Genomic DNA, 23892 nt, shown 5'->3' on the forward strand with positions numbered 1-23892 from the left:
TCGCTATGCTTTTTTCCCTTTTATCAAACAGGCGTTCATCGAGCTTACCCTTCCAGAGCTGCCGTGAAGGTCAGCGCATGTTGTCCGGCTTCCACTTGAATGCTGTCTTCTTGCAGGCTCACTCCCGAGCCCTCCACAGATGAAACGGCTCCCATGTCATGCAGCTTCACGGAGAATGGCTTGCCGCTGCCTTCCACCGTAAAATCAATCCGGCTGCCTGCACGTACCGCCCGCACAACAAGTTCGGTCTCCCCATTCATGTTGCGAACGATAACAGAAGCCTCGCTGCCGTCTTCCAATGCATACAAGCCAAGTTCAACTCTGTCTGCATAGTCATATTCCGGACGGTTGTCGGTTGCTCCCAAGGCGAGGAACGAGTTGCTGCGTACAAACAACGGCAGCTCGAGGAAACCGTACGTTTCCTTGCGCCAAGCTCCGCCATCCACCGTTTCTCCGGTTAACAGATGCGTCCAGCGGCCCTTTGGCAGATAGTACTTCACATCGCCGTTCTCGCTGAATACCGGTGCCACAAGCAGGGAATCTCCCAGCATATATTGACGATCCAGCATTTCAACGGCCGGGTCTTCCGGGAATTCCAGGAACATGGCGCGCATGCTTGGCACCCCTTGCTCCGATGCCTGTACGGCAGTATGGAACAGATAAGGCATCAGACGGCTCTTCAGCTTCGTGAAGAAGCGCGTAACATCCACTGCCTCCTCGTCATAAGACCACGGCACCCGGTAAGAGCTGCTGCCGTGCAGACGGCTGTGACTGGACAGCAAGCCAAATGCCAGCCAGCGTTTGAATACATGCGCCGGAGCCGTATTTTCGAAGCCGCCGATGTCATGGCTCCAGAAGCCGAAACCTCCGAGACCGAGGGACAAGCCGCCGCGCAGGCTCTCCGCCATCGATTCATAATCGGCATAGCAATCGCCGCCCCAGTGAACAGGGAACTGCTGCCCGCCTACGGTTGCAGAGCGTGCAAATACTGCCGCCTGATTCTTGCCGAATTTCTCCACCAGCACATCAAAGACCACTTTGTTATAGAGTTGGGTGTAGTAGTTGTGCATTTTATGCGGATCGGAGCCGTCAAAATAAACAACATCCGTCGGAATGCGTTCGCCGAAATCCGTCTTGAAGCTGTCGACGCCCATATCTGCCAGCTCGCGCAGGTACCCTGCATACCATTCGCACGCGTCCGGATTCGTGAAGTCCACCAGCGCCATACCCGGCTGCCACAGATTCCACTGCCACACATCGCCATTCTCTTTCTTCACGAGATAGCCCTTCTCACGGCCTTCCTCAAAGAGACGCGAGCGCTGAGCGATATACGGATTGATCCACACGCAGATTTTCAAGCCTTTTTCTTTCAAACGCTTCAGCATGCCTTCAGGATCCGGGAAAACCTCTTCATCCCATTGAAAGTCCGTCCAGTTGAGCCCCTTCATCCAGAAGCAGTCAAAATGGAACACTTCCAGCGGGATATCGCGCTCCAGCATACCGTCAACAAAGGAATTTACGGTTGCTTCGTCATATTGGGTTGTAAAAGAGGTCGAAAGCCACAATCCGAAGGTCCAAGCCGGCGGCAGTGCCGGTTTGCCTGTCAGGTTCGTGTATTTGTCCAGCACGCCTTTCGGATCCGGTCCATCAATAACAAAGTACTCCAGTGACTCGCCTGGCACGCTGAACTGCACCTTCTTCACTTTCTCCGATGCCACTTCAAAGGACACGAGGTCCGGTTGGTTGACAAACACGCCATAGCCCTTATTCGTCAGATAGAACGGAATATTTTTATAGGCCTGCTCGGAGCTTGTACCGCCATCCTGGTTCCAAACATCCACGACCTGGCCATTCTTCACAAACGAAGTGAATCGCTCGCCAAGGCCGTAAACCCACTCGCCTACGCCAAGATCCAGCTCTTCGCGCATGTAGGTCTGTCCGCCATCTTCCACGATATGTGCCATCGATTTGGCTCTGCTGCCGGTAATGCGTTCTTCTCCTCTATAGAAGTGAACCGACCATTCCGGGCCTTTCTTGATCACAACGCTCAAATTGCCGCTGCGAAGAACCGCTTCCTGATCATTCTCTTCAATGACCGTATGGTCACCTTCCTCTTTGTACAATTCGAATGCAGGTCCGCGATCTCTTACGCCTGCATAGTGAACCAGCTTTACACCAATGACGCCGGGCGCCGGAGATTGAAATTGCACGGTGATCAGCTGCGCATTAATGGTTGCTCCTCTACCCGGAATCGGGGCCGTGGAGGCATAGGCTGTCATCGAGTCTCCTTTTACTGCAAAATCATAAGCCTGAACCGCTCCCGAAACGGAATATCCTTCTCGGATAAGCCAATTGCCGTCTGTAAATTTCATTTTTTAATCCGCCTTTCTATATGATGAAAATTGAACTTTAAGATGTAAGCGTTATAATATCATTATACTGATCTATTTCAGGCCATTCTAACAGTATTACGTTATTTTATAGCACAATCTTGATATAAGATGACATCAATCAAGCGGCTATTCATTCAAAGGAGGAATATGATGGATCAATCCTTTCGCCAATCGTTAAAAGAAAGCACCGTCCACGGAAATGAACGCTTCCCGTTTGGTGCCTACTGGCATCAATTTGCCCCCGGTAACCATGTAGTAGACTCCCATTGGCATAAGGAAGCGGAAATTTTCTACGTGATCGAAGGCGAAGTTCTGTTTCAGATCGACTCGGAATATATCCCTGTCCGGGCGGGTGAAGCGATATTTATCGATGGAGGAGACCTTCACACCGGTCATGCCCGGGGCGATCAAGGGTGCAGTTTCTGTGCGATGGTGTTCGATTTCGGCATGCTTGCAAGCAGCAGCTACGATCTTGTACAGGAAGGAATGATTGTTCCCTTTCAGGAGCGAAGAGCCACCTTTCCAAGATGGATGACATCCGAGACCGATGAGCAGCTGCTTCAGCATATAAAGGAAATGACGCTGCTGTCGAAGCACAAACCTGCTGGTTATGAGGTCGCTATTAAGGGACATCTGTTTCTCATGTTATTTCAGGCCGCATCCTCTGGCCGACTGGTCAACCGGAGCCGGAGCGAAACAGCGGATATGGTGAGAACGGAACGCTTGAAGAAAGTCATTCTCTACATCCAGAATCATTATAACCGTCCCATCCGGCTGAGTGAGCTGGCTGATCTGATCCCGATGAGCGAAGGCCAGTTCTGCCGCTTCTTCAAATCCATGACCGGGCAAACGCCCGTGGATTATATGAATTCCTATCGCGTTCGCCAGGCAGCGGAACTCCTTCGTCAGCCGGACAATAAAATATCCGACATCGCACTCGATGTCGGATTTGGGCACATCAGTTATTTTGTTCGGGTCTTCCGTAAGATTATGGACTGCACGCCTTCGGAGTATCGGAAAAAACTATAATTTCGGCAGGCTCGGTATGGTCTGATTGCAATCCCCCGGAAGCGGCAGATTTCGGCATACGTACTGGCCCGCGCTGTTCTCATTTGCAGCACCTGACGGCGCTGGCTGATGAACCCGCTGTTTCCAGAGCTGCCACAGCATGAATCCATCATTTGCTCTTCCCTTATTCTTAATATAATTCACCATCGTTTCTACATTATAATAGGGCGTTGCAATATTATTCTGACCGTTCATCATGTCGGCATCGTATACCGTGCCCGGTGCGGCATTCAGTTGCAGGACGGCCCCGCCGGATCCCTCCGGTGCAATCTGCATGCCCATATTGATAGGTCCGTTGTATATCGCCTTGTACGATTCATATCCTTCACGCGGATCGTAATAAATACCGCCATCGTAGGACATCAAATTGATGAAGTTGATCTTACTGCCATGATCCTTGACTACGCGGTACATGGTACCGCCAAAAGGAGATCCCCATTGGACCTTGCCTTCTTCAAACGGCGTTCCTTTCACGTAATAAGCGCCCGTGGACCAACCGGCGATGGAAATCTGCAGATTCGCATTTCTTGCATGATTTCATTATAGAGACTCGTAATAATGCCCGCGATTTCTCCATCCTTAGTGCAGCTGAACTGAGTGGCTGTTCCTTTGTTGCAGCTGCTGCCGCTGGATTCCCAGTCAATGTCGACGCCGGCAGCGCCAAGATCGAGAGCCAAATCCACTATGTTCTTGGCATTGAATCCGGACCACTGTGAACCTTGGCTGTATGACCAGCCTCCTACCGATAAGAATGCTTTTGTTCCGCGGGCTCTAAGAGATGCGATATTGTTACGCAGATCCTGGGACTGCTGGGCTGTAAATTTACGTTGGCCGTTCGGGGTGGTCGCCCCTTCCACAAATTCCAATCCCGCAACGGCTTGATCAAACGCGTAGGACCCTTGGGTATACGTGGTATCCGGCCTTACGAATGCAAGATTGAGATGGGTAATGTAATTGGGAATGTTGGCAGTCGTCAGATCGTAAATACTGGTGTTCCAAGAGCTCGCGTAAGCGACATACATACGGTCACCAGGCAGCGGAGGGTCTACTGGAGGATCTACTGGAGGATCCACCGGAGGATCGACGGGCGGTGTCCCGGGAGTGCAATCTCCAAGGTCCTCCCATACCCCCCATTGTCCTGTCGTTCCAGGTACCTCGCCCTGTGTCCACCATTTCGCTTTCCAGGCATGACCGTTGTAGGATACGATATTACCCCCGCCATATACGGCAGAACTGCTCCAAGCAGGCTCCGTACAAACCTCAGCGGCTTGAACCTTGTATACAGGGAACAAACTAAGTACCAGCACGGCGATGAATCCGAGAATCCATCCTCTCATCGTTCTGGACAACCTTGTCATTCATCAAACAACTCCTTCGCCAATTGATTTTGTTTATTAAAGCGGTTTCAAAGCTGGTGAAAGCTTCGTACCATACACACCTCCTAACGCATACAGATAAAATGATATGACGCACTTCAAGTGTAACTTGGTCATTTTTTGTACAACAAGGATAAGATTTACTTATTCAGGGACAAAATCCTATACCCTGGCCTATCAGCTCTTCTACGCAAAAAAGGCTGTCACACTGCGGATTACCGCGAATGAGGCAGCTCTTCAATAGAAAGCATGGTTAACCCTGACTCGGATTTAGGGTATGATGATAGCAACGTGTTATTTCTTATTGTTGACTGATCTCTTTGTGCCTCCTTGCAAACGGACATTTCGATAGTGACTCCGTGTTATCCCGCAAAAAATATTGCTTCCATTCATAGTTATCCTCCGCCCCGTAGAACTTCAAGTCAGGGTGCGGTGGTACGGGATCATATTTGGCTAACCGCTGACGAATCAATCCCTTGGTGTGTTCTGCTTGCCTTGTTCGGGCATTGAACTGCTTCAGAACCCAACGAGGCGTAAAAGCAAGCATCATGTAGGGAAAGTATCTGCTCTGGCGAAGCTCATGTGCCGGTGTGCCGCAATAAACAAAATAAGGTTCGCCTGCAAAACAAAACTCCCACAGATGATCCGTAGGATCCTCCGGCAGATCCGCCGGCCAAGGCTCCGTATCGTATTCGGTTGTCTGGCTTAACAGCTGCCAGAACAAGCGCTCATAATATTGGGCGCCTTCCAGGCTATCGCGCCCATGCTCCGTACAGATCATGACGACAAGTGAAGTATATGGCCCGAAGTCCTTGGAGCCGAGCCCGTACTCGCGCAGCAGAGCAGCAAGTTGTTCCGCCGCGGCCTGTGATTCATCTTGATGAATAAAGCCATATCTAAAATGATTCAGTGCATGTCCTTGCACTGCGGGAATACAAGGGAATTTGGCGTAACGATCCTCCATTTTCTCGGTCAGCTTGGTTATCGCTTTCCGCTGCCATTCCTCCTGTAATCCATGGACAGCATCCATATCGTCCAACCTCAATAAACCGCTCATCACGAGCCCCCCTCTTCTACAGCATATAAGAGTGGGTAAAAATAGGTGACTGTCTCGTGCGAAATGCACATGAATTTTGAAAAGCGTTTCCCAAAAGCTTGAACTTTCTGATATCTTTAGTAGAGAAGAAATTAAAATGACCAGGCTTATGCCTTAATTACCATAGAGAGGATTCTTTCACATTATGTCTAAACCCCTGTTAACAGATCAGATTCAAACTGCCAAACCCGCCAAAAAACCGAGGCCTTCCGCCCCACCTGTGCGCATCTTTGCGCTGGGAGGGCTTGGCGAAATCGGCAAGAACATGTACGGTGTGGAATTCAAAAATGAGATTATTATCATCGATGCCGGGCTGAAATTCCCGGATGCCGAAATGAGTGGCGTCGATTATATTATTCCGGACATTCGTTATTTACTGGATAACAAACATAAAGTAAAGGGTATGTTCCTGACCCATGGACATGAAGATCATATTGGGGCTATTCCCTATGTGCTTCGTCAAATCCAAATGCCGATCTATGGCGGGGCACTGACCATCGGCCTGGTTCGTGCGAAGCTGGAGGAGCATCGGCTGCTGGATCAGAGTGATCTGCGCATATTCCATGAAGACGAAACGATTTCATTCCGTCATCTTTCCGTTCATTTCTTTAGAACCACCCACAGCATTCCGGATGCCTTCGGGATCGTTGTGGAAACCCCGTACGGGCCGATCGTACATACCGGAGACTTTAAATTTGACTTTACGCCGGAGGACAAGCCTGCCAATCTGCATAAAATTCTGCATATCGGCGCGCGTGGCGTCCTGGCCCTGATGGCTGACAGTACCAATAGCGAGCGGGACGGGTTTACCCCTTCTGAACGCACCGTCGGCGATTCCATTCTGCGTCTGTTCCGGGAATGTCCCGGACGGATCCTGTTTGCCACCTTTGCTTCGAACGTTCATCGTCTGCAACAGGTTGTTGAAGCTGCCATCCGAACAGGCCGCAAAATCGCCATCGTCGGCCGCAGCATGGAGAAGGTATTTGTGATTGGTCAGGAGCTTGGATATATTCGGGTGCCGGACGGCATGATGATTGATGTGAAAGCCGTTAATCGTTATCGCGATGACCAGGTGCTGATTATTTGTACAGGCAGTCAGGGCGAGCCAAACGCGGCACTGACACGCATCGCTTCAGGTGCCCATCGTTCGATCCAGATTCATCCGGAGGATACTGTTATTTTCTCGTCTTCGCCGATTCCTGGGAATACCCAGAACGTCAATCGCAGCATCGATCTCTTGATGCGGGCAGGAGCAGAAGTTAAATACGGCTCCATTCTCGATATCCACACTTCGGGTCACGGCTGCCGCGAGGATTTGAAGCTTATGATCAGCAGCTTGCGTCCCAAGTATTTTGTGCCGATCCACGGGGAATACCGGATGATGCTCAATCATCGTCACCTCGCCGTGCAGGTTGGGGTTGCCGACAGCAATGTTTATTTGATGAACATTGGGAATACGCTGTCCCTATTCCGCAACTATGCGCGTAAAGGCCGGAACATCCCCTCCGGAGACGTCTACATCAACAATGGAGAGCTGCGTACCCATGAGAAGGAATTGCTTGAGGAACGAGTACAGCTCGCTCACGATGGCGTTGTCATCGTCGCCATCACCATCAATCGCGAGACGCGCAAGCTGCTCTCCGGGCCGGAGCTGATTACCCGTGGGTTTGTATATATGCAGGACTCCAAGCCTCTTCTACGCAGAGCTGAAGCGATGCTGCGCAAGCAGCTGAACAAAGCCGGTGAACAGCGCGAATACAACCGGGCTGCCTGGGAACAGATGACAAACAACACACTCAACCGCTATTTTAAAAGGGAACTGGGCCGCAGCCCGTACATTATGCCTTCCATTATGGAAATATAAGGCTCTGGTCACTCTGAGCCTTAACCGTATCTCAACATAAAAAGGGTGGATCCAAGGTCATTTGAACCTTCGGATCCACCCTTTCTTCTGACATCAGAAAGTATACACTTCTAAGCATGTGCTTCCTGATATCGCAAGAATAAAATCATCTAAACGCGGTCTTCAGCCTTAGTCCGCAAGCTCCAGCCCTTTCGTTTCCTTGCCAAGTACGAGTACGCCGAGCGCACCGATCAGGATGGTCACGAAAAACATCACGAAAATGAATTCGATCCGGGTGCCATTTTGCTTCAACACCCCGACGAGCAGCGGTGCAATAACGCCGCCGATCCGTCCAAACGACGTTGCTAGCCCAACCCCCGTTGAACGAACCTTCGTCGGATAGAGTTCCGGACTGTAGGCATATAAACCTCCCCATGCTCCCAGATTGAAGAATGACAAGGAAATGCCTGCTGCCAGCAGCGAACCTTCCGTGTTGGCATAACCAAACCAGATGGCGCTAAAGGCCGTAAGCACCAAATAGGTAACGAGAACGAATTTCCGCCCGAACTTTTCTATAAAGTACGCGGCAGTAAAATAACCCGGCAGCTGGGCAAGCGTCATGATCAACACATACTGAAAGCTTCGGACCAGACTGAACCCTTTATCGACCATGACGGTCGGAAGCCACAGGAACATGCCGTAATACGAGAATACGACCGTAAACCACAGTACCCACAGCATAATGCTCGTACGCCGATGTTCAACCGACCAGACCGAAGCCACTCGCTGCCCAAAGGTCAGCTTAGGGGCAGCCTTAGCTTTCTGCTCAAGATATCTTGGCGAATCTTCGATGGCACGCCGCAAATAAAGCGCATAAAAAGCAGGCAGAGCTCCAATAACAAAAGCAGCCCGCCATCCGTAATCCGGGATGACAAAGTAAGCGATGAGTGCGGATAGTATCCAGCCTGCCGCCCAAAAGCTTTCCAACAGCACAACCGCTCTTCCCCGTTCATGAACCGGCATGCTTTCCGATACCAGCGTGGATGCAACGGGAAGCTCTCCGCCTAGTCCGAAGCCGGCAATAAAGCGCATCAAACACAGCATGATAAAGCCGGTAGCCAGTGCGGAAAGACCGCTCGCGATCGAGAATATGAGCAGCGTCCATAGCAGAATATTTTTCCGTCCATATTTATCAGCCAAGAATCCAGCCATGGCCGCGCCGAATACCATTCCGATCGATGTGGTACTTGTCAGAATCCCTACCTGCTGCGAGCTCAGCGACCATTCAGCTGCCAATGCCGCGACAACAAACGAAATCATTCCAACATCCATCGCATCAAACATCCAGCTGGCACCCGCACTCATCAGCAGCTTGCGCCGCTTCGGCTCTTTTAACAATTGCATATTGCCCATGTTGGCCGCCCCCTCTCCTATATCTTTCTATAATGTAGAGCGAACCATACGCCTGGTCAAGCTAGATTATGCTGAGCGGCAGAATTACCTTGATGGTCGTTCCCTCCTGAAGCTTGCTGGACACGTGAACCTTCCCCTTGTGGTCCTCGATCATTTTTTTGCTGATCATGAACCCCAGGCCGTTCCCTTTCTCCTTCGTGGTGAAGAACGGTTCCCCGAGACGAGAGAGGATCGCTTCCGGAATCCCGCAGCCATTATCCGTGAAATAGATAGCCACGGTGTGGTCATCTCCTCTCTCCAGCCGAATGATCAACTCCCCGCCACCCGGCATGGATTCCACGGCATTTTTAATAAAGTTGATGAACACCTGTTTCAGATGATTCACATCACCCTCCACATTGGCTTCTCGCGCTCCGAAATCCGTTATAATCTCAACGTTATGTATGATGGCCTGCGTATTTAATAGAGTAATCACTTGGTCCAGGAGTTGCCGGATATCGGCACGCTCGAATTTCACGCTTTGCGGCTTCGCCAAATACAGAAGCTCACTGACGATCAGCTCGATCCTTTCGATCTCCGAGGAGATAATATCGAAATATTCATCCTTCCGGCCAGCGCCGGAGCGAATGAGCTGCACGAACCCTTTGATGGAAGTCATAGGGTTACGGATTTCATGGGCAATTCCTGCCGCAAGTTGACCGGCCATGGACAGCTTGTCGGACTGAATCAGTCGCTCCTCCTCCTGATGGGCCGCCTTTTTCATATCGGTAATATCCGTAAAATGCGCCACATACCCCAGTGTTGTTCCTTCCCTGTTGCGAGCTGTGCTTAGCATACAAGATACCCATCTGATATCACCTTGTTTATGTATCAGTCTCTTCTCCAATTGCAAAGAAGCGGTCTTCCCCGACTTTAACTTCTCCATTCTATCTTTGTCCTTATTCACATCCTCCGGATAAATCCAATTGTAGTAGGGATGATGCAGGCACTCTTCCGCCTCATACCCCAGCATGACGCAAGCAGCGGGATTAATTTTGATAATGCTCCCCTCTGAATCGATGAATACCGTTCCAATCGGCGCTACTTCAATCGCTTGGACCATAAAATCATAGCTGAGACTTTCACTATTCATCATCGTTTGGAGATCCTCCTGTCTTTCATTGTTCAATCGTTTTACATATTTCGAGATATCGGATTGCTTCTCCTTTCCTCTCGCCTGTTGAAAATATAAATAAAGCAAACCAAAGGATAATCTGGACATGGGGCGAATATATTGTAATGAGGTTTCTAATTTTTGGTGACAATCCCAGCTCTATTCTAGTGAAACTGAGAGAAAATGGTTTTTTTTGACTTGAACGCTATGGCTTTTTCGTTTATTGTGAAAGAAAGCAAGTCATTTACAAATGCTAGTCGTTAGGATCGTTAACAAAGGAGTTTGCGAGTATGTACACGGAACAAGATATTTGGATTGTGCTTACAGGCACGGGCACCTGGTTCAGCAGAATGATCCAATATTTCACGAAGGCCCCACTCAACCATGCATCCATCGCGTTTGATTCCGAATTACGCGAAGTGTACAGCTTTGGGCGAAAGAAGGCGAACAATCCGTTTGACGGCGGTTTAGTTCGCGAGAATCTGCGCGACCCCTTCTTCTACACTTCGGAATGCGCGGTTTATCACTTCCGCGTTAGTAAGGAAGACTATCAACGCATGCACAACCTTGTCAAAGAGATGATGCGTGATCAGGACCGCTACAAATATAATCTGCTAGGGCTGCTAGGTATATTGTTTCGGATTCATATTGATCGTGACGATGCTTTCTTCTGCTCCCACTTTGTTGCTACAGTGCTGGAGCAAGCAGGCCTGCGGCCTGTGAACAAGCCTTGTCATCTCGTAACGCCGGAGGATTTCTCCCATTCAGCACAGTTGAATGAAGTCTACCGTGGACCTCTCCACGGGTATCTTGCTCAAGACATGACATCCCCGCTATCCCCATCACCGACGTTTACTCCTGTGACAACGAAAGGCCGAGGCAAGTTCTTCAGATTCGGAAAAACGGGTTAATACTGAAATATGTAGCTATCATATAAATATGTTTCTCTGATACCTTGAAAAAAAGCAGCCGGGCTCTCACCCGGCTGCTTTTTTGTATGTTCCTCGCGGGGGTAACCCCCCGCGTCATGTTTAGCATTAAGCGGATGGAGTCTGGTCCGACGTCTGCTCCAGCACCGTCTTTTCGACCACAGCGGGGCTAGATTCGATAGTAGATTCAGCCAGCTTTTCCTGCTCCATTTTCTTACGCTTGCGTTTGCGGTTAAAGTACACACCTATCAACAGAAGCGGAACGGCAATAAGCGCAATATATAACGATACATCCTTAACCATACCTTCTGCCGCGTTACCGTACAGGTAAAACAAGGTACCTACCACATAAAACTTGGTAGCTCTGCCTATAGCGGCATAAGCAAGAAGTCTCCATAACGGGAAGTTCAAGCACCCCGATAGAATCGTGAACACCTTAAAGGGTACCGGCGTGAAGGAACCAATCAATATGGCGGCCTCGCCGTTTTTCTGAAACATGTTCGTAGCAGAGTCAATCCACTCTTTTTTCAAAATCTTGTATAGTACCGACTTCCCAAGCAGCTTTCCGATTAAATAACCCAGCGGCGTCCCCAGCAAGCACCCGATAAAGCCATACGTTGCAAGCCACAGCGCATTCTGCGGATGCATGATGCTTAGCGAAACCTGCAGAAAAAAGGCGGGAACCGGAAAAATTACAGCATCAGCAAACGAATGAATAAACAATCCCCATGGACCAAACTTGATCAAAAAATCCAAAATGTCCTGAAACATGTCTCAACCCCTAAACATTTTCTTCCTGTTTCTATCAGACCCTGTATAAAGTATAGCACATAATTATACTGGAAAGGACCTAAGCCGCCCTATCCCTCCCGAAAAAACGCGTAAAACGAAGCATGCCTTTGCTCCTATACACTATATGCAGCGAGTTCAACTAACAACAAAAAAACCTTTCTTCTTGGAAGAAAGGTTTGGCGTCACTCTCTGCAAGCCGAATTTCATGCATGAATAAGCTTGCAAAAAAATGTATTTTGTTTAATTTGCAGATAAACTGCGATGCGCGGAATGTCTTGTCGGACCTACGAATTCATTCAGCGGGAAGCCATTGGAGATGGCTTGGGTAATGAATGCCTTCGCTTGCTGTACCGACTCGCGAACGGTCAAGCCTTTGGCAAGATTAGCTGTAATGGAAGCGGATGACGTGCAGCCTGCGCCATGGGTGTACTTCGTTACGATGGTATCAGCCTCGAACCATTCAAAGCTGTTTCCGTCATAGAGCAGGTCCATCGCTTTGCCTTCGCGGATCTTGCCTCTATCTTTAATCAGCACATTCTTCGCGCCGCGCTCATGAATAATGGCCGCAGCCTCCTGCATTTGATCCAGTGTTGTAATCGGGCCGGACTTAGCCAGTTGGGACGCCTCGAACAGATTTGGCGTTACCAGATCGGCGCGCGGGAGAAGGAACTCCAGCATCGCTTCCGTATTTTCCGGCTGCAGCACTTCATCCGTGCCTTTGCAGACCATCACCGGATCGATGACAATTCGTTCCAGATTATAGCGGTCGATATACTGGGACACAAGCTCGATGATCTCTACGGATCCGAGCATGCCGGTCTTCATGGCGTCGATGCCAATGCCCTCGAGGACGGTTTTCAGCTGCGTTTCTACAATATCTAGCGCCACCGGGAAAACCTGATGGTCCCATGTCTTTGGTTCCATGCAGACAATCGTGGTCAGTGCGGTCATACCGTATACGTCAAATTCCTGAAACGTCTTCAGGTCAGCCTGGATGCCAGCGCCGCCACTCGTATCGGAGCCCGCTACTGTTAGTGCTTTTCGTATCGTCATGTTCCATGTTCCCTTCGCTTGTAAAATGATTACTCTATTATAAGAAAAACTGGGATTGGCGTCTATTCATTGATCGCGTATTCGCAGATGTCGAATCGTAGTCTATTCAAAGACGAATTCTGAGAGCTGATGCAACACTCCGCATGCGGATTGTCCTTCCGGTCGCTGTTGCCCCCAGATTCCTTTGAATCACGATTTATATCGTTGAAATCCGGGGGCAAAGGCGAACGCTGCACTTCTACAGAACAATTCCGCCTGCTCCGTTGGAGCATTTCTTTTAAGCCATGAATAGAGCTTTATAGCTTATACCGTCCGACGGCTCCATAGGGAGCGTTAGCCCCTACGGAGTCGCATCTTATTGTTCCGTCAGAATCACTGGGCCATCCTTTGTGATGGCGAGCGTATGCTCATACTGCGCGGACCATTTGCCATCTACCGTTCTCGCGGTCCATCCGTCTGAATCGATCTTGCATTGATATGTGCCAAGATTCAGCATCGGTTCAATGGTGATGACCATGCCCTCTTTAAGCCGTGTCCCGCGATTAGGCGGGCCGTAATGGGGTACTTGCGGCTCCTCATGCATATTTTCGCCGATGGCATGCCCCACGAAGTGGCGGACGACCGATAAATTTTGGGATTCCGCATAGGTTTGAATCGCATGGGAGATGTCTCCGATTCGATTGCCGATCACCGCTTGCTCAATGCCGAGATACAGGGATTTCTTCGTTACATCCAGCAGATGCTGCGCTTCCTCGGACACGTTTCCGACCGGATAGGACCAAGCAGAATCGGCGAGCCAGCCATCATACTTCACCACCATATCAATAGTAACGATATCCCCGTCCTTCAATGGCTCATGGCTCGGAAAACCATGGCAAATTACGTCATTAACCGATGCGCAGGTGGCAAAGGGATATCCGTGATACCCCTTCTGCTCCGGTGTCGCGCCGCGCTCTGCCAGAAACCGCTCGACAAATTGATCAATCTCCAGTGTTGTCACGCCCGGTTTGATCATCTTGGCAATCTGCCGGTGGCATTCGGCGAGAATGTCCCCCGCTTTATTCATCTTGGCGATTTGTTCTTGTGTTTTGAGGATTATCAATCCTGCTCACTCCTTCTCATATGGCTGTTATCTCCTATTCAAATCAAAAAGCCTTAGCTGACCGAAGTTCTTGAAGACAGGCACCTGCCTCTCCTCACTCCCCGGCCAATAAGGCTGATTCACAATCACAAGGTGTATCTGCTTTTTCTTCTTGTCTTGTATCCAAAAAAAGAAAAGCGAAAAGCGCCTTACCTCATCTTATTCTACTCCTAAGCCAAGGGAACCTCAATCATTTCCGTTAGGAATGTCTTCCTTCTGTTTATACGCGGGCGGGCACGGGAACGGTAGCGTATGCTTGCTGTATCCTCGGAGGCAGCTTCAGCTCGGCTGTAACCCAGAAAGTCATATGACTCTCCATAACCATAAACAGAATCAGGGCAGGCAGCATTTTATCTAACTTCGAACTTCATTTATTCAATGACAATCGTTTCTCCTCGTATCATAAATTATTATGTAAGGTTGCGCAGAAACGATAATTTTACACGCGAGATCACAATTCCTCTCTTTTTTCCTATGTTCATTATTCGCCGTCCATGCCCCCGATATTCGTGAGGCCGGGTTCCGGCAGCGTCAGAGCAAGGGCAACGGCAGCCAAAATCACCTCAACCGCAACCGCAATATCGCAAGCTCTACCATACATACGTATCAAAAGACCAAAGGAAACAAAAAAACTTTACCCCGACAATCGGCGATAAAGTTTCAACTCGGAAATAGGTTACAGGAGTATACATTTTACATTCCCTTTATATTTCTCTTTTCTTCCTCCAAAAATAAAGCCATACCCCCGCTGCCAGCAGCGCTACTGCAACTCCCCCCAAGACGGGCTTCAGTAAGAATGGAGATTGCCCTGAATTCTGACCTTCACCTGAAGGCACGCCCTCGGCAAACGTATCGGGCGCTGATCCCCGAGCAGATGCATCTTCCGGAGGGTATCCATCTCCAAGCTCGGTTAACTCTTTGCCTGCGGTGGAGAGGAGCTTCGTACCATCACACATCCCTGTTCTCAGCTGACCCGATTCTACAGATGCGAACACCAGGAATTCGCTCCCTACGGCAAATTGATCATAACCGCAGCTGGCTGATGACATAGCTGTTGTAAGCTCCGTCATTCCGGCCAATTCGCCCTTCCATACTTCCGTTACCTCTAACATAACATGAACCGGATCTGCGGATGACATCACCAGCTTGGGCTTCGGGCCAACCAGCTTGGTCACTTTACCTGCAAATATCGCTGCACTCCGTTCCAAGCTCTCCTCAACCGTAGGCGGTCCTGCACAAGAACAGGCAAATACGTTGGCTGGTTTGACCGTGTACAGACTCACGAGCAGCAGCAAGCAGCTAAGCAGGATCATAACCATGGATTTTCTCATCAATGAATCACCTCAAACCTTAGACGGCCCCCTCCCCCAAAATGTTCCAGATGTATCAATAAATGCACCGATCTGAGATCCGACCTCCACAAATGGTGGTGAGGCAGCGTTAGACGGCGGTCGATTTAAAGGGAGGGTTCATCCAGCAAGAGACTTCATCGACATTCGCTATTTACTGGCGATGATCAGATAATGACGCTCTGTAGGATACTCGATGCCTTCCACATACAGCCCAGCTTGCTCCAACAAAACCTTCATCACATGCGGATCAACCCGGTTCGGACGGGGAACCCGCTTCTCGGCTGGGTCCTCCTGCCACTCCAGACACAAGCATCGTCCTCCTGGTCGCAGCACTCTTGCCATCTGGCGGATGGACTCCTCCAGTTGATCGGTGATATGAAGGATCAGGGAAGCGATGACTCGATCCACAGCTCCATCCTGGAGGGGAAGCTGTTCCAACATGCCTTCCATCACTTTAATATTCGTGAGTCCCTGTTCCTGTGCACGCCCCCGCATCATGTCCAGCATGGCCGGCTCGGTATCCAGCGCGTAAACCGTGCCTGTCGTTAACTCGGCTGCCGGTATGGAAAAATAGCCGGTACCTGCCCCGATGTCAAGGACATCCACTTCGCCGCTCACTTGGAGCTTCTCTAGCAGCGAAGATGCCGGTAACTCCTTCTTCCTTTCGGGACTTTCCAATCGGTCTATGAGTGACGGATCAAAGCTCTCTTTCATGGTATCGCTCTCCTCCTCGCATGATTGCATTTTTGCTTATACGTACTAATGTGAACCCAGTGAGGGAGAACTCCCCTCATCGGTCTACCATACCTTTGATAGGAAACGATGTAAACCGTTTCGTTGCCTTATATCACTATATCGATCCTTATATCATAGTACTGATAAGATTAATGCAGGTTCGGAACCATTATATATAATAAATGGCCGCAACAGACACCCTGAATTATGATAATCAGGCTAAAAAGGGCATCCCCACGATCATAATGACCATGAAGTTGCCCCAATTTGTACAATTAGTCACGCTTATCCTCAATCAGCACCTGCTCAGCCAGAAAATCCACAAGATGAACGGCCTCTACGCCATTTTGTTTACCGGCACGCTCGATCCCCCACTTCATCTGCAGCAGGCATCCCGGGTTCGAAGTCACGATGACCTTGGCTCCGGTAGCCTCCACATGTTCCATCTTGTGATCCAGAAGCGTGGTCGACATTTCCGTCTGGGTCAAATTGTAAATGCCGGCGGAACCGCAGCATACCTCGGCCCCCTGAAGCTCGCACATCTGTACAGCCGGAAGCAGCTCCATCAGCTGGCGCGGCTCGCCTTGTACTCTCATCACATTGCGCAAGTGGCAAGAGTCCTGATAGGTGACGGTTATGGCCCCGTTCTGCGGGTTTTCCGCCTGAATCGGCGTAAGCGGCCGACCGAGGCTGTGCAGCAGCTCGGAGATGTCCTTCACCTGATCTGCAAAACGAATCGCCGCTTGCTGAAGCCGCTCATCCGGTTCTGCATGCATCAGATGATCGTATTCCTTCAGTAGTGCGCCACAGCCTCCTGCATTGCTTGCAATGTAATCCACGTCCGCTTCCCCGAAAGCCCATATGTTCTGACCGGCCAACTGCTTGGCATCGCCCATCTCACCAGCATGCGCATGCAGCGCTCCGCAGCATACCTGCTCCTCCGGAATGACAATCTCGAACCCGGCCTGCCGAAGCAGCCGTACGGTGTTCATGTTCGTGGATGCAAACATGACATCCATAATGCAGCCACGGAACATCCCGACCCGGCCAACCTTAGCCCCAGCCGCAGGGATAACCATTAACCTTGAACCGCTGTCTGTCGTCTCGCGGCGGTAGGGCAAGCCAGCCTTGCTCCACAGCTCTTCCAGGCCGTCGCCCGTTACGGGAGGCAGCGCCTTCTCCAGCTGTTGGAGATGGTCGGGAAACAGCTTCATGGCTCCGGAACTGCGCGCAAACTTTTGAAGGCCGGATTTCTGGTAGAACGAAAGCGTCTTGCCGATCAGCTTCAGTCTTCCGCGATGAGGGAATATCCCTTGCAGGAACGTCTTACGGACGACTCGTACCGGCAGCGAATAAGGCTTCTCGGCCGCAATCGCCGCCCGGGTCTGCTCGATCAGCTGGCCATATTTCACATCGGAAGGACAAGCAGGCTCACAGGCTCTGCAGCCCAGACATAGATCCATCTGGCTCCGAAAGCTCTCATCCGGCTCCATCAAACCATCCACAACCGCTTTCATAAGCGCAATCCGCCCGCGGGGGGAGGCAGCTTCGAGCCCTGTCTCGAGGAAGGTCGGACAGGCGGTCTGGCAAAACCCGCAGCGCATACAATTCGTCAATTGATCCTCATCCAGCGTCAGCTTTAGCGATTGTGCAAGCTTCTCATGGGTTGAACTCATGCGCGTTCGCCTCCTCTCACGATGTTTCGATCTTCTGATCCTGATCCGAAGCTGAGTCCCGCTCTGCCTGCTCTGTCCGCTCCTGGAAGACAATTCGCTTCCGGGTTTCCGCAAACAACTTGCCGGGATTCATGATCTGGTGCGGATCAATCGCATCCTTAATGGATTTCATCATCTTGATGCCGGCTTCGCCCACCTTCCATTCCAGGTAAGGAGCCTTCACGATACCGACGCCATGCTCACCGGTGATGGTGCCCCCCATGGCAATCGCCACCTCAAAGATTTCGGCGAATGCCTGCTCCACGCGGTGAATCTCTTCCGGGTCACGGGCATCCGTCATCGCGGTCGGATGCAGATTGCCATCCCCGGCATGGCCGAATGTGCAAATCTGCACGTCGTATTTCTGGGCGATACGCTGAACTTCAAGCACCATGTCCGCAATTTTCGAACGCGGAACCGTCGCGTCCTCCAAGATCGTGGTCGGCCGCAATCGGGATAGCGCGGCAAGCGCGCTCCGTCTCGCCTCCATTACCTTCGCACCTTCCTCTGGTGTCTTGGCGGTGTTGAGCTGAACCGCGCCAGAAGCAAGACATATCTCCTCCAGCTTCTTTAGATCCCGCTCCACATCATCGACATTGCCGTCCTGCTCGATCGCCAGCATCGCTTTGGCGTGAACCGGCAGTCCGATTTTGGCAAATTCCTCAACCACCTGGAGGGTCGGCTGATCCATGAATTCCAAGGTACACGGGAAAATATGATTCGCTATTATATTCGAAACCGTTCGGGCCGCCGCGTTAAGATCGTCGTAGACGGCAACCATCGCCTTCCTGTATGAAGGCTTAGGAATCAACTTAACCGTGGCCTCGGTCAGAATGGCTAGCGTACCGCCTGATCCTACCAACAGTCGGGTCAAATCATACCCTGCCGCGTCCTTCACCAGCTTGCCGCCCGTGCGCAGGATGCTGCCATCCGGCAATACGGCTTCCAGGCCAAGGACATAATCCTTGGTCGTTCCATACTTCAAGCCGCGCAGCCCGCCAGCTCCCAGAGCGATATTACCGCCCATCGTGCAGATGATCATGCTGCTTGGATCCGGAGGATAGAACAGCCCTGTCTGTTCAACCGCCAGATGAAACTGCTTTGTATTCAAACCGGTCTGGAAGGTCGCGGTCAGGTTATCGGCATCGATCTCCAGCAGCTTATTCATTCGGGTCATGACCACAATCAGACCGCCCTGAAGCGGAATGGTCCCTCCGCACAGATTGCTGCCAGCCCCCCGCGTAATAACGGGTATGCGGTGTTTTGAGCAAATTTTAACGATGTCGGATACTTCCTGCGTGCTTCCAGGAAAGATAACCCCGTCCGGCATCGCTTGATATAGCGGCGTAGCATCATAACTGTAAGAGACGAGACTTTCCGGATCGTCCTTGAACCACTTCCCGCCAACCACGGCGGCCAGCTGCTCGCGAATAACAGATTCCAGCACGTTGTTTCCCCCTCCCCTATACGGGTTTGACTACAACAAAAAATAATCACTTTACTTATCTAATCGCTGTTTAACATTATCTATCCACCATCGCTTGGCATTACCGTCCCGCGGTCTTTAATGAACGGTTATGCTCGGGTTTATGTTCGGACTAAGCACAGGTTTATGAACGGTTTATGCTTCCTCCGCTATGGCAGGGCCAGCTTCCCCATAACGGTTGGGCGATCGGCTCCCGTCGCCGCAGGCAAATTGTTAGGAACACCGAGCATGAAGTCATTGCCTAAGAGTGCAAAAATGACGGCTTCTTTGGCATCGTCATCAAAGCCCAGCGCCTTGGAGGTCATGACTTTCTGTTCCGGCAGCAGCTCGCTTAACATGGAGAGCAGCGTCTTGTTGTGGGCTCCTCCGCCGGTCACGATCACTTCATCGATCTTGTAACGAGGAAACACGTATCTCACATAGCTGTCCGCAATAGTATGGGCGGTAAACGCCGTAGCCGTTGCCATCACGTCCTCATCCGAAAGCTTCCTGAGCCTGGCTTGTTCCAGAAATGAAACCGCATAATTATGACCAAACCATTCTCTTCCCGTTGATTTGGGCGGCTCGGCGTGAAAATAAGGATGCTCCATCATCTCGCTTAACAAGGCCTGATCCGGGTTGCCTCGGGCAGCCCATGTTCCGCTGTCGTCATACGAAAGCTGCCCTCCGGACAGCATATGGACTACAGCATCCATGATCATATTGCCGGGCCCGGTATCAAAGGCCAGCACATCCGCAGGATCCGCCCCTGCGGGCAGCGCCGAGCAATTGCCGATCCCGCCGATGTTCTGCAGCAGCCTTCCCCGCTGCGGGTGCCGAAACAGGATCAAATCTCCGTAAGGAGCAAACGGAGCCCCTTGCCCCCCAACCGCCATATCTGCGGGACGGAAGTCTCCTACCGTAAGTTTGCCGGTGTGCTTGGCGATAACGGATATATCACCGATCTGTAGAGTCGAAGCGACAGCATAGGGATCACCTTGTTCAGGTACAGGCTGATGCCAGATCGTCTGTCCATGTGAGCTTACCAAATCCACCTCATCGATTCGCATGCCGGCATCGGCAACCGCTTCCAGGACAGCCATCCCGAACTGATACCCCAGGTATGCATTCATACTGCATACAGCAGCGCTATTGGAATTCTCTTCACTGCACAAATTGCGCAGCCGCTGACGGAGCTCCGGTTCGTATGGCTTGCTATAGTAATGCAGCAGTTCAACCGATGCCTCGAGGCCGCTTCCGTGTATGCGGACGATGGCCGCATCGATGCCGTCAAGCGAAGTGCCCGACATCAGGCCGACCACAACGGTCGGCCCTCCATCCTTCCATGGTGAGAACATCATACTTTACGCCTCCCCATACAGCAGGTAAGGAGCCCGCATCATTCTCCACCGCTCCGCATCCTTGCCCCATTCGGCAACAATGCGCTGGAGTCCGGCTTCTTCGTGGATATGCCGTCGGACATCCCCGCTGCCCGTCAGTAAATCAATAAAATACCGATTGCGTCCCTCCGGTGGGGTAAGCCACTGGAACTGATCCGGGTACATTCGGCTAACCAGGTTCAGCAGCACAAGCCCTGTACGCACAGCTTCCACTTCTCCCGGATTCGTTACAAATAACATCACCCCGCCGCAGCCTTCGCCCTGATGCTTCGAGAAGGTGGGCGTCATGTACATGGAATGGGCAAACACACCTGGCAGTCCGTACGAGTTGAATGCCTTCGCCAACTCTTCTCCATTGACCCATGGAGCACCGATCCATTCAAATGGCCGGGTCGTCCCCCTGCCTTCCGAAAGATTGGTCCCTTCGAAGAAGCAGGTCCCGCTGTACAGCCGCACCGTATCCATCGTAGGAATGTTCGGGGAAGGCGGTACCCACGGAAGACCCGTGTCGGTATAAACCATGTCGCGCGTCCATCCTTCGAGCTGAATCACATCCAGATCACATCCGGTCCCCCGCAAGTCATTGGCCATGCGCGCAAATTCGCCAATGGTCATTCCGGTGCTAATCGGAATCTGCCATCCTCCCACCATGGATTCATATCCCGGCTGCAGCAAGCCGCCTTCACAGCGCTCACCGCCAAGCGGATTCGGCCGGTCCAGGACAAGCAAGCTCTTGCCTTGCTCAGCGCATGCCTCCATGACATAGAGCAGCGTGGTCAAATACGTGTAGAAACGGACACCGAGGTCTTGAATATCGAAGATGACCGTGTCCACGTTCTTCAGCATGTCGGCATCCGGTTTACGCCGCGAACCATACAGGCTGTACACCGGCACGCCGAATACCGGGTCCACTTCATCATCGACGTGCTTGCCTGCCTGCAGCTGACCGCGCAGCCCATGCTCGCAAGCAAACAAAGCCGTCAATTCGGACTCGGGTAAGCCTGCAATCACCTCGATAGATGAACGAAAATCCGACGTAAGCCCCGTCGGATTCGTGATGACGCCAAGGCGACGATCCGTGATTTTCTCATGTTTGATGTTCGGCAGCATATCAATTCCGCTCCGCACGTTGCTTCTCATCATATGCTTACACCTCTCGCTTCCGAGGCTACCACACCGTCTTCCACCGGTTTGGCCTCTTCCGGATTCAGTACATTATACGTAACCTTGTGCTGGTATATAGCCCACATACCGTTAAACAAAAATCCAAAGCCAACGACCGTAACCATCAGCGGAATCGCAACGCAGAAGGCTTGAAAGCATGCGCCCAGTGTATAGGCCGGAAACTTCAGGAACAGCTTGACACTGTGGGCCATGGCCTTGAAGATGCCCATCCCTTCCTGAATGACAAGCTGAAAGGTGTAGAATTGGGAGATGAGCGCCATGACAACAAAATAAGTTTGGAACACGCCAATCGCAAGATAGCCGATCCCCTCTTTGCCTCCGTAATACCACCAGGTGGACCATAAAATCAATGTCATCACCACGAAGAAGAAGCCCATGACGACGGCGGGTCCAAGCCCTTTAAGCGCACCTTGAAACACGTCTTTCAGCCTGGACTTGCCCCGCTCCATTTTGCGGTGATAGGCATAACAAACACCATAGAACAGCGGCATATACAGAACCGGCAGCAGCATCAGGGCTACCCACAGCGGCACAAACATAACCACCGTTACGAGCACCAGCGAGGTAATCATGCTGTATAAGGCCACCGCCGTAATCTCACGGTAAATCTCAACCCCGGTCTTCTTCAACACATCATTCAGCTTGCGCATAGCTTTCCTCTCCTCTTCGTCGTTGTTTACCAATCGATACGCTGTTCCGTCTCAGGATCGAAGAAATGCACCTTATCGAAATTGAAAATGAAGGTTTTGTCCATGCCCGGATAACCCGTCGTTTCCGGGTGAACCTTAGCGGTAACGGTCCGGTTTCCTATGCGGAAGTACACCAGGTTCTCAGAACCGAGATGTTCAACGACCTGAACCTTGGTGGAATATTTGTAATCCAGATTGGTTGTGCCTGGCATATCCTCGCCGGTAATATGCTCGGGGCGAACCCCCAGAATAAGATGCTCATTGTCGTATTTACTCAGCGCACCCGCCATCGCGTCCGGAATGGTGAATACCCCGCCTTCCATCCGGAGGACATTTCCTTCCTTCTGCACATCGATAAAGTTCATCGGCGGGGAGCCGATAAAGCCGGCTACGAACATGTTCTGCGGTTTCGCATACAGCTCAGTTGGTGATGCGATCTGCTGGATAATGCCGTTGTTCATCACGACGATCCGCTCACCGAGCGTCATCGCTTCAACCTGATCATGCGTTACATATACAATGGTGGCTTCCAGTCGCTTGTGCAGCTCGGACAGCTCTACCCGCATCTGCACGCGAAGCTTCGCATCCAGGTTCGACAGCGGCTCGTCAAAGAGGAACACCTGCGGGTCGCGCACGATGGCCCGCCCAACCGCCACACGTTGACGCTGTCCACCGGACAGCTCGCGCGGCTTCCTGTCAATCATCGACTCCAGGCCGAGAATGGATGCTGCCTGCGCTACCTTTTGCTCAATATAAGCCTTGGGCTTCTTCAAGTTCTTCAAGCCGAAGGAAAGATTCTCGCGAATCGTCATATGCGGATACAGCGCATAATCCTGAAACACCATGGCGATATCCCGGTCTTTCGGATGAAGATTGTTCACCACCCGGTCGCCGATGACGATATCGCCGGACGTCTGACGCTCAAGGCCTGCAATCATGCGCAGCGAGGTGGTTTTGCCGCAGCCGGAAGGACCGACAAATACCACGAACTCTTTATCATTGATCACAAAGTCCGACCCCGCTACAGCGGTAAAGGTCCCTTTGTTGTCGTCTACAAATTCTTTTCGTATATTACGGAATTCTACGCGTGCCAT

At 51.3% G+C, this 23892-nt stretch carries 20 protein-coding genes; 3 read left to right on the plus strand and 17 right to left on the minus strand.

The genetic code is table 11. From position 1 onward, the window contains the following. Positions 1–44 precede the first annotated feature (44 nt). Positions 45–2372 carry an alpha-xylosidase gene (yicI, locus tag MHH48_RS30895; protein ID WP_076325353.1) on the minus strand — a complete coding sequence of 776 codons (2328 nt, stop codon included), beginning with the start codon at positions 2370–2372 and terminating at the stop codon, positions 45–47. A gap of 171 nt (positions 2373–2543) precedes the next feature. Between yicI and MHH48_RS30900 the strand changes: the two genes are divergently transcribed. Further along, positions 2544–3422 carry an AraC family transcriptional regulator gene (locus tag MHH48_RS30900; protein ID WP_076325352.1) on the plus strand — a complete coding sequence of 293 codons (879 nt, stop codon included), beginning with the start codon at positions 2544–2546 and terminating at the stop codon, positions 3420–3422. Here the strand turns inward: MHH48_RS30900 and MHH48_RS30905 are convergent. The 3 genes from MHH48_RS30905 to MHH48_RS30915 all read right to left on the minus strand — a co-directional run bounded on the left by MHH48_RS30905 (position 3417) and on the right by MHH48_RS30915 (position 5894). Further along, complete coding sequence (locus MHH48_RS30905; protein ID WP_256720766.1) at positions 3417–3935, minus strand: hypothetical protein; 519 nt, start codon at positions 3933–3935, stop codon at positions 3417–3419. The two genes, MHH48_RS30900 and MHH48_RS30905, sit on opposite strands and share 6 nt — an antisense overlap. Then, positions 3932–4819 (minus strand): glycosyl hydrolase family 18 protein, encoded by an 888-nt coding sequence (locus tag MHH48_RS30910; protein WP_306024478.1) that lies wholly within the window; start codon positions 4817–4819, stop codon positions 3932–3934. The genes MHH48_RS30905 and MHH48_RS30910 overlap by 4 nt, the downstream gene beginning before the upstream one ends. 319 nt (positions 4820–5138) lie before the next feature. Further along, positions 5139–5894 carry a YqcI/YcgG family protein gene (locus MHH48_RS30915; protein ID WP_076325351.1) on the minus strand — a complete coding sequence of 252 codons (756 nt, stop codon included), beginning with the start codon at positions 5892–5894 and terminating at the stop codon, positions 5139–5141. 184 nt (positions 5895–6078) lie between these two features. Between MHH48_RS30915 and MHH48_RS30920 the strand changes: the two genes are divergently transcribed. Then, complete coding sequence (locus tag MHH48_RS30920; protein ID WP_076325350.1) at positions 6079–7797, plus strand: ribonuclease J; 1719 nt, start codon at positions 6079–6081, stop codon at positions 7795–7797. Positions 7798–7965: 168 nt separating this feature from the next. On the opposite strand, the gene MHH48_RS30925 is transcribed toward MHH48_RS30920, so the two are convergent. After that, positions 7966–9189 (minus strand): MFS transporter, encoded by a 1224-nt coding sequence (locus MHH48_RS30925; RefSeq protein ID WP_076325349.1) that lies wholly within the window; start codon positions 9187–9189, stop codon positions 7966–7968. Between the two features lie 61 nt (positions 9190–9250). Beyond that, positions 9251–10324, minus strand: coding sequence for an ATP-binding protein (locus MHH48_RS30930; RefSeq protein ID WP_076325348.1), 1074 nt, complete (start codon positions 10322–10324; stop codon positions 9251–9253). 308 nt (positions 10325–10632) lie between these two features. Between MHH48_RS30930 and MHH48_RS30935 the strand changes: the two genes are divergently transcribed. After that, entirely contained in the window at positions 10633–11253 is a 621-nt protein-coding gene (locus tag MHH48_RS30935; RefSeq protein WP_076325347.1) for a hypothetical protein, read from the plus strand. Between the two features lie 126 nt (positions 11254–11379). Here the strand turns inward: MHH48_RS30935 and MHH48_RS30940 are convergent, their stop codons facing one another. The 11 genes from MHH48_RS30940 to ugpC form a co-directional block, all read right to left on the minus strand. Beyond that, positions 11380–12042, minus strand: a complete 663-nt coding sequence (locus MHH48_RS30940) for a VTT domain-containing protein (RefSeq protein WP_076325346.1) — start codon at positions 12040–12042, stop codon at positions 11380–11382. Between the two features lie 261 nt (positions 12043–12303). Further along, positions 12304–13116 carry a pyridoxine/pyridoxal/pyridoxamine kinase gene (gene pdxK / locus MHH48_RS30945; protein ID WP_076325345.1) on the minus strand — a complete coding sequence of 271 codons (813 nt, stop codon included), beginning with the start codon at positions 13114–13116 and terminating at the stop codon, positions 12304–12306. A gap of 355 nt (positions 13117–13471) precedes the next feature. After that, positions 13472–14218: a type I methionyl aminopeptidase gene (map, locus tag MHH48_RS30950; protein WP_076325344.1), complete on the minus strand. Its 747-nt coding sequence runs from the start codon at positions 14216–14218 to the stop codon at positions 13472–13474. Between the two features lie 743 nt (positions 14219–14961). Continuing rightward, positions 14962–15588: a hypothetical protein gene (locus tag MHH48_RS30955; RefSeq protein WP_256720765.1), complete on the minus strand. Its 627-nt coding sequence runs from the start codon at positions 15586–15588 to the stop codon at positions 14962–14964. 168 nt (positions 15589–15756) lie between these two features. Then, positions 15757–16323 (minus strand): class I SAM-dependent methyltransferase, encoded by a 567-nt coding sequence (locus MHH48_RS30960; protein ID WP_076325342.1) that lies wholly within the window; start codon positions 16321–16323, stop codon positions 15757–15759. A 296-nt stretch (positions 16324–16619) separates the two neighbouring features. Beyond that, positions 16620–18020, minus strand: coding sequence for a (Fe-S)-binding protein (locus MHH48_RS30965; RefSeq protein ID WP_076325341.1), 1401 nt, complete (start codon positions 18018–18020; stop codon positions 16620–16622). Between the two features lie 16 nt (positions 18021–18036). Then, positions 18037–19506: an FAD-linked oxidase C-terminal domain-containing protein gene (locus MHH48_RS30970; protein WP_076325340.1), complete on the minus strand. Its 1470-nt coding sequence runs from the start codon at positions 19504–19506 to the stop codon at positions 18037–18039. Positions 19507–19694: 188 nt separating this feature from the next. Next, positions 19695–20885: an anhydro-N-acetylmuramic acid kinase gene (locus MHH48_RS30975; protein ID WP_076325339.1), complete on the minus strand. Its 1191-nt coding sequence runs from the start codon at positions 20883–20885 to the stop codon at positions 19695–19697. Between the two features lie 3 nt (positions 20886–20888). Continuing rightward, positions 20889–22067 carry a DUF1343 domain-containing protein gene (locus MHH48_RS30980; RefSeq protein ID WP_076325338.1) on the minus strand — a complete coding sequence of 393 codons (1179 nt, stop codon included), beginning with the start codon at positions 22065–22067 and terminating at the stop codon, positions 20889–20891. Further along, the gene (locus MHH48_RS30985) at positions 22064–22759 is read right to left on the minus strand and encodes a hypothetical protein (RefSeq protein ID WP_076325337.1); all 696 of its coding nucleotides are present in this window, start codon (positions 22757–22759) and stop codon (positions 22064–22066) included. Before MHH48_RS30985 ends, MHH48_RS30980 begins: the two co-directional genes overlap by 4 nt. Positions 22760–22785: 26 nt before the next feature. Further along, the gene (gene ugpC, locus MHH48_RS30990; protein ID WP_076325336.1) at positions 22786–23892 is read right to left on the minus strand and encodes a sn-glycerol-3-phosphate ABC transporter ATP-binding protein UgpC; all 1107 of its coding nucleotides are present in this window, start codon (positions 23890–23892) and stop codon (positions 22786–22788) included.

The sequence above is a fragment of the Paenibacillus sp. FSL F4-0100 genome (assembly GCF_037993005.1).
In the GTDB taxonomy this organism is placed as follows: domain Bacteria; phylum Bacillota; class Bacilli; order Paenibacillales; family Paenibacillaceae; genus Paenibacillus_AQ.

Bases quoted from the DNA above. Each gene is read 5' to 3' on its own strand.
- MHH48_RS30955 (WP_256720765.1), bottom strand. From the start codon at position 15,588: ATGAGAAAATCCATGGTTATGATCCTGCTTAGCTGCTTGCTGCTGCTC.
- MHH48_RS30980 (WP_076325338.1), bottom strand. From the start codon at position 22,067: ATGATGAGAAGCAACGTGCGGAGCGGAATTGATATGCTGCCGAACATC.
- MHH48_RS30975 (WP_076325339.1), bottom strand. From the start codon at position 20,885: ATGATGTTCTCACCATGGAAGGATGGAGGGCCGACCGTTGTGGTCGGC.
- MHH48_RS30900 (WP_076325352.1), top strand. From the start codon at position 2,544: ATGGATCAATCCTTTCGCCAATCGTTAAAAGAAAGCACCGTCCACGGA.
- MHH48_RS30910 (WP_306024478.1), bottom strand. From the start codon at position 4,819: ATGACAAGGTTGTCCAGAACGATGAGAGGATGGATTCTCGGATTCATC.
- yicI (WP_076325353.1), bottom strand. From the start codon at position 2,372: ATGAAATTTACAGACGGCAATTGGCTTATCCGAGAAGGATATTCCGTT.
- MHH48_RS30925 (WP_076325349.1), bottom strand. From the start codon at position 9,189: ATGGGCAATATGCAATTGTTAAAAGAGCCGAAGCGGCGCAAGCTGCTG.
- MHH48_RS30965 (WP_076325341.1), bottom strand. From the start codon at position 18,020: ATGAGTTCAACCCATGAGAAGCTTGCACAATCGCTAAAGCTGACGCTG.
- MHH48_RS30930 (WP_076325348.1), bottom strand. From the start codon at position 10,324: ATGATGAATAGTGAAAGTCTCAGCTATGATTTTATGGTCCAAGCGATT.
- MHH48_RS30935 (WP_076325347.1), top strand. From the start codon at position 10,633: ATGTACACGGAACAAGATATTTGGATTGTGCTTACAGGCACGGGCACC.
- pdxK (WP_076325345.1), bottom strand. From the start codon at position 13,116: ATGACGATACGAAAAGCACTAACAGTAGCGGGCTCCGATACGAGTGGC.
- MHH48_RS30920 (WP_076325350.1), top strand. From the start codon at position 6,079: ATGTCTAAACCCCTGTTAACAGATCAGATTCAAACTGCCAAACCCGCC.
- ugpC (WP_076325336.1), bottom strand. From the start codon at position 23,892: ATGGCACGCGTAGAATTCCGTAATATACGAAAAGAATTTGTAGACGAC.
- MHH48_RS30915 (WP_076325351.1), bottom strand. From the start codon at position 5,894: ATGAGCGGTTTATTGAGGTTGGACGATATGGATGCTGTCCATGGATTA.
- MHH48_RS30940 (WP_076325346.1), bottom strand. From the start codon at position 12,042: ATGTTTCAGGACATTTTGGATTTTTTGATCAAGTTTGGTCCATGGGGA.
- MHH48_RS30985 (WP_076325337.1), bottom strand. From the start codon at position 22,759: ATGCGCAAGCTGAATGATGTGTTGAAGAAGACCGGGGTTGAGATTTAC.
- MHH48_RS30960 (WP_076325342.1), bottom strand. From the start codon at position 16,323: ATGAAAGAGAGCTTTGATCCGTCACTCATAGACCGATTGGAAAGTCCC.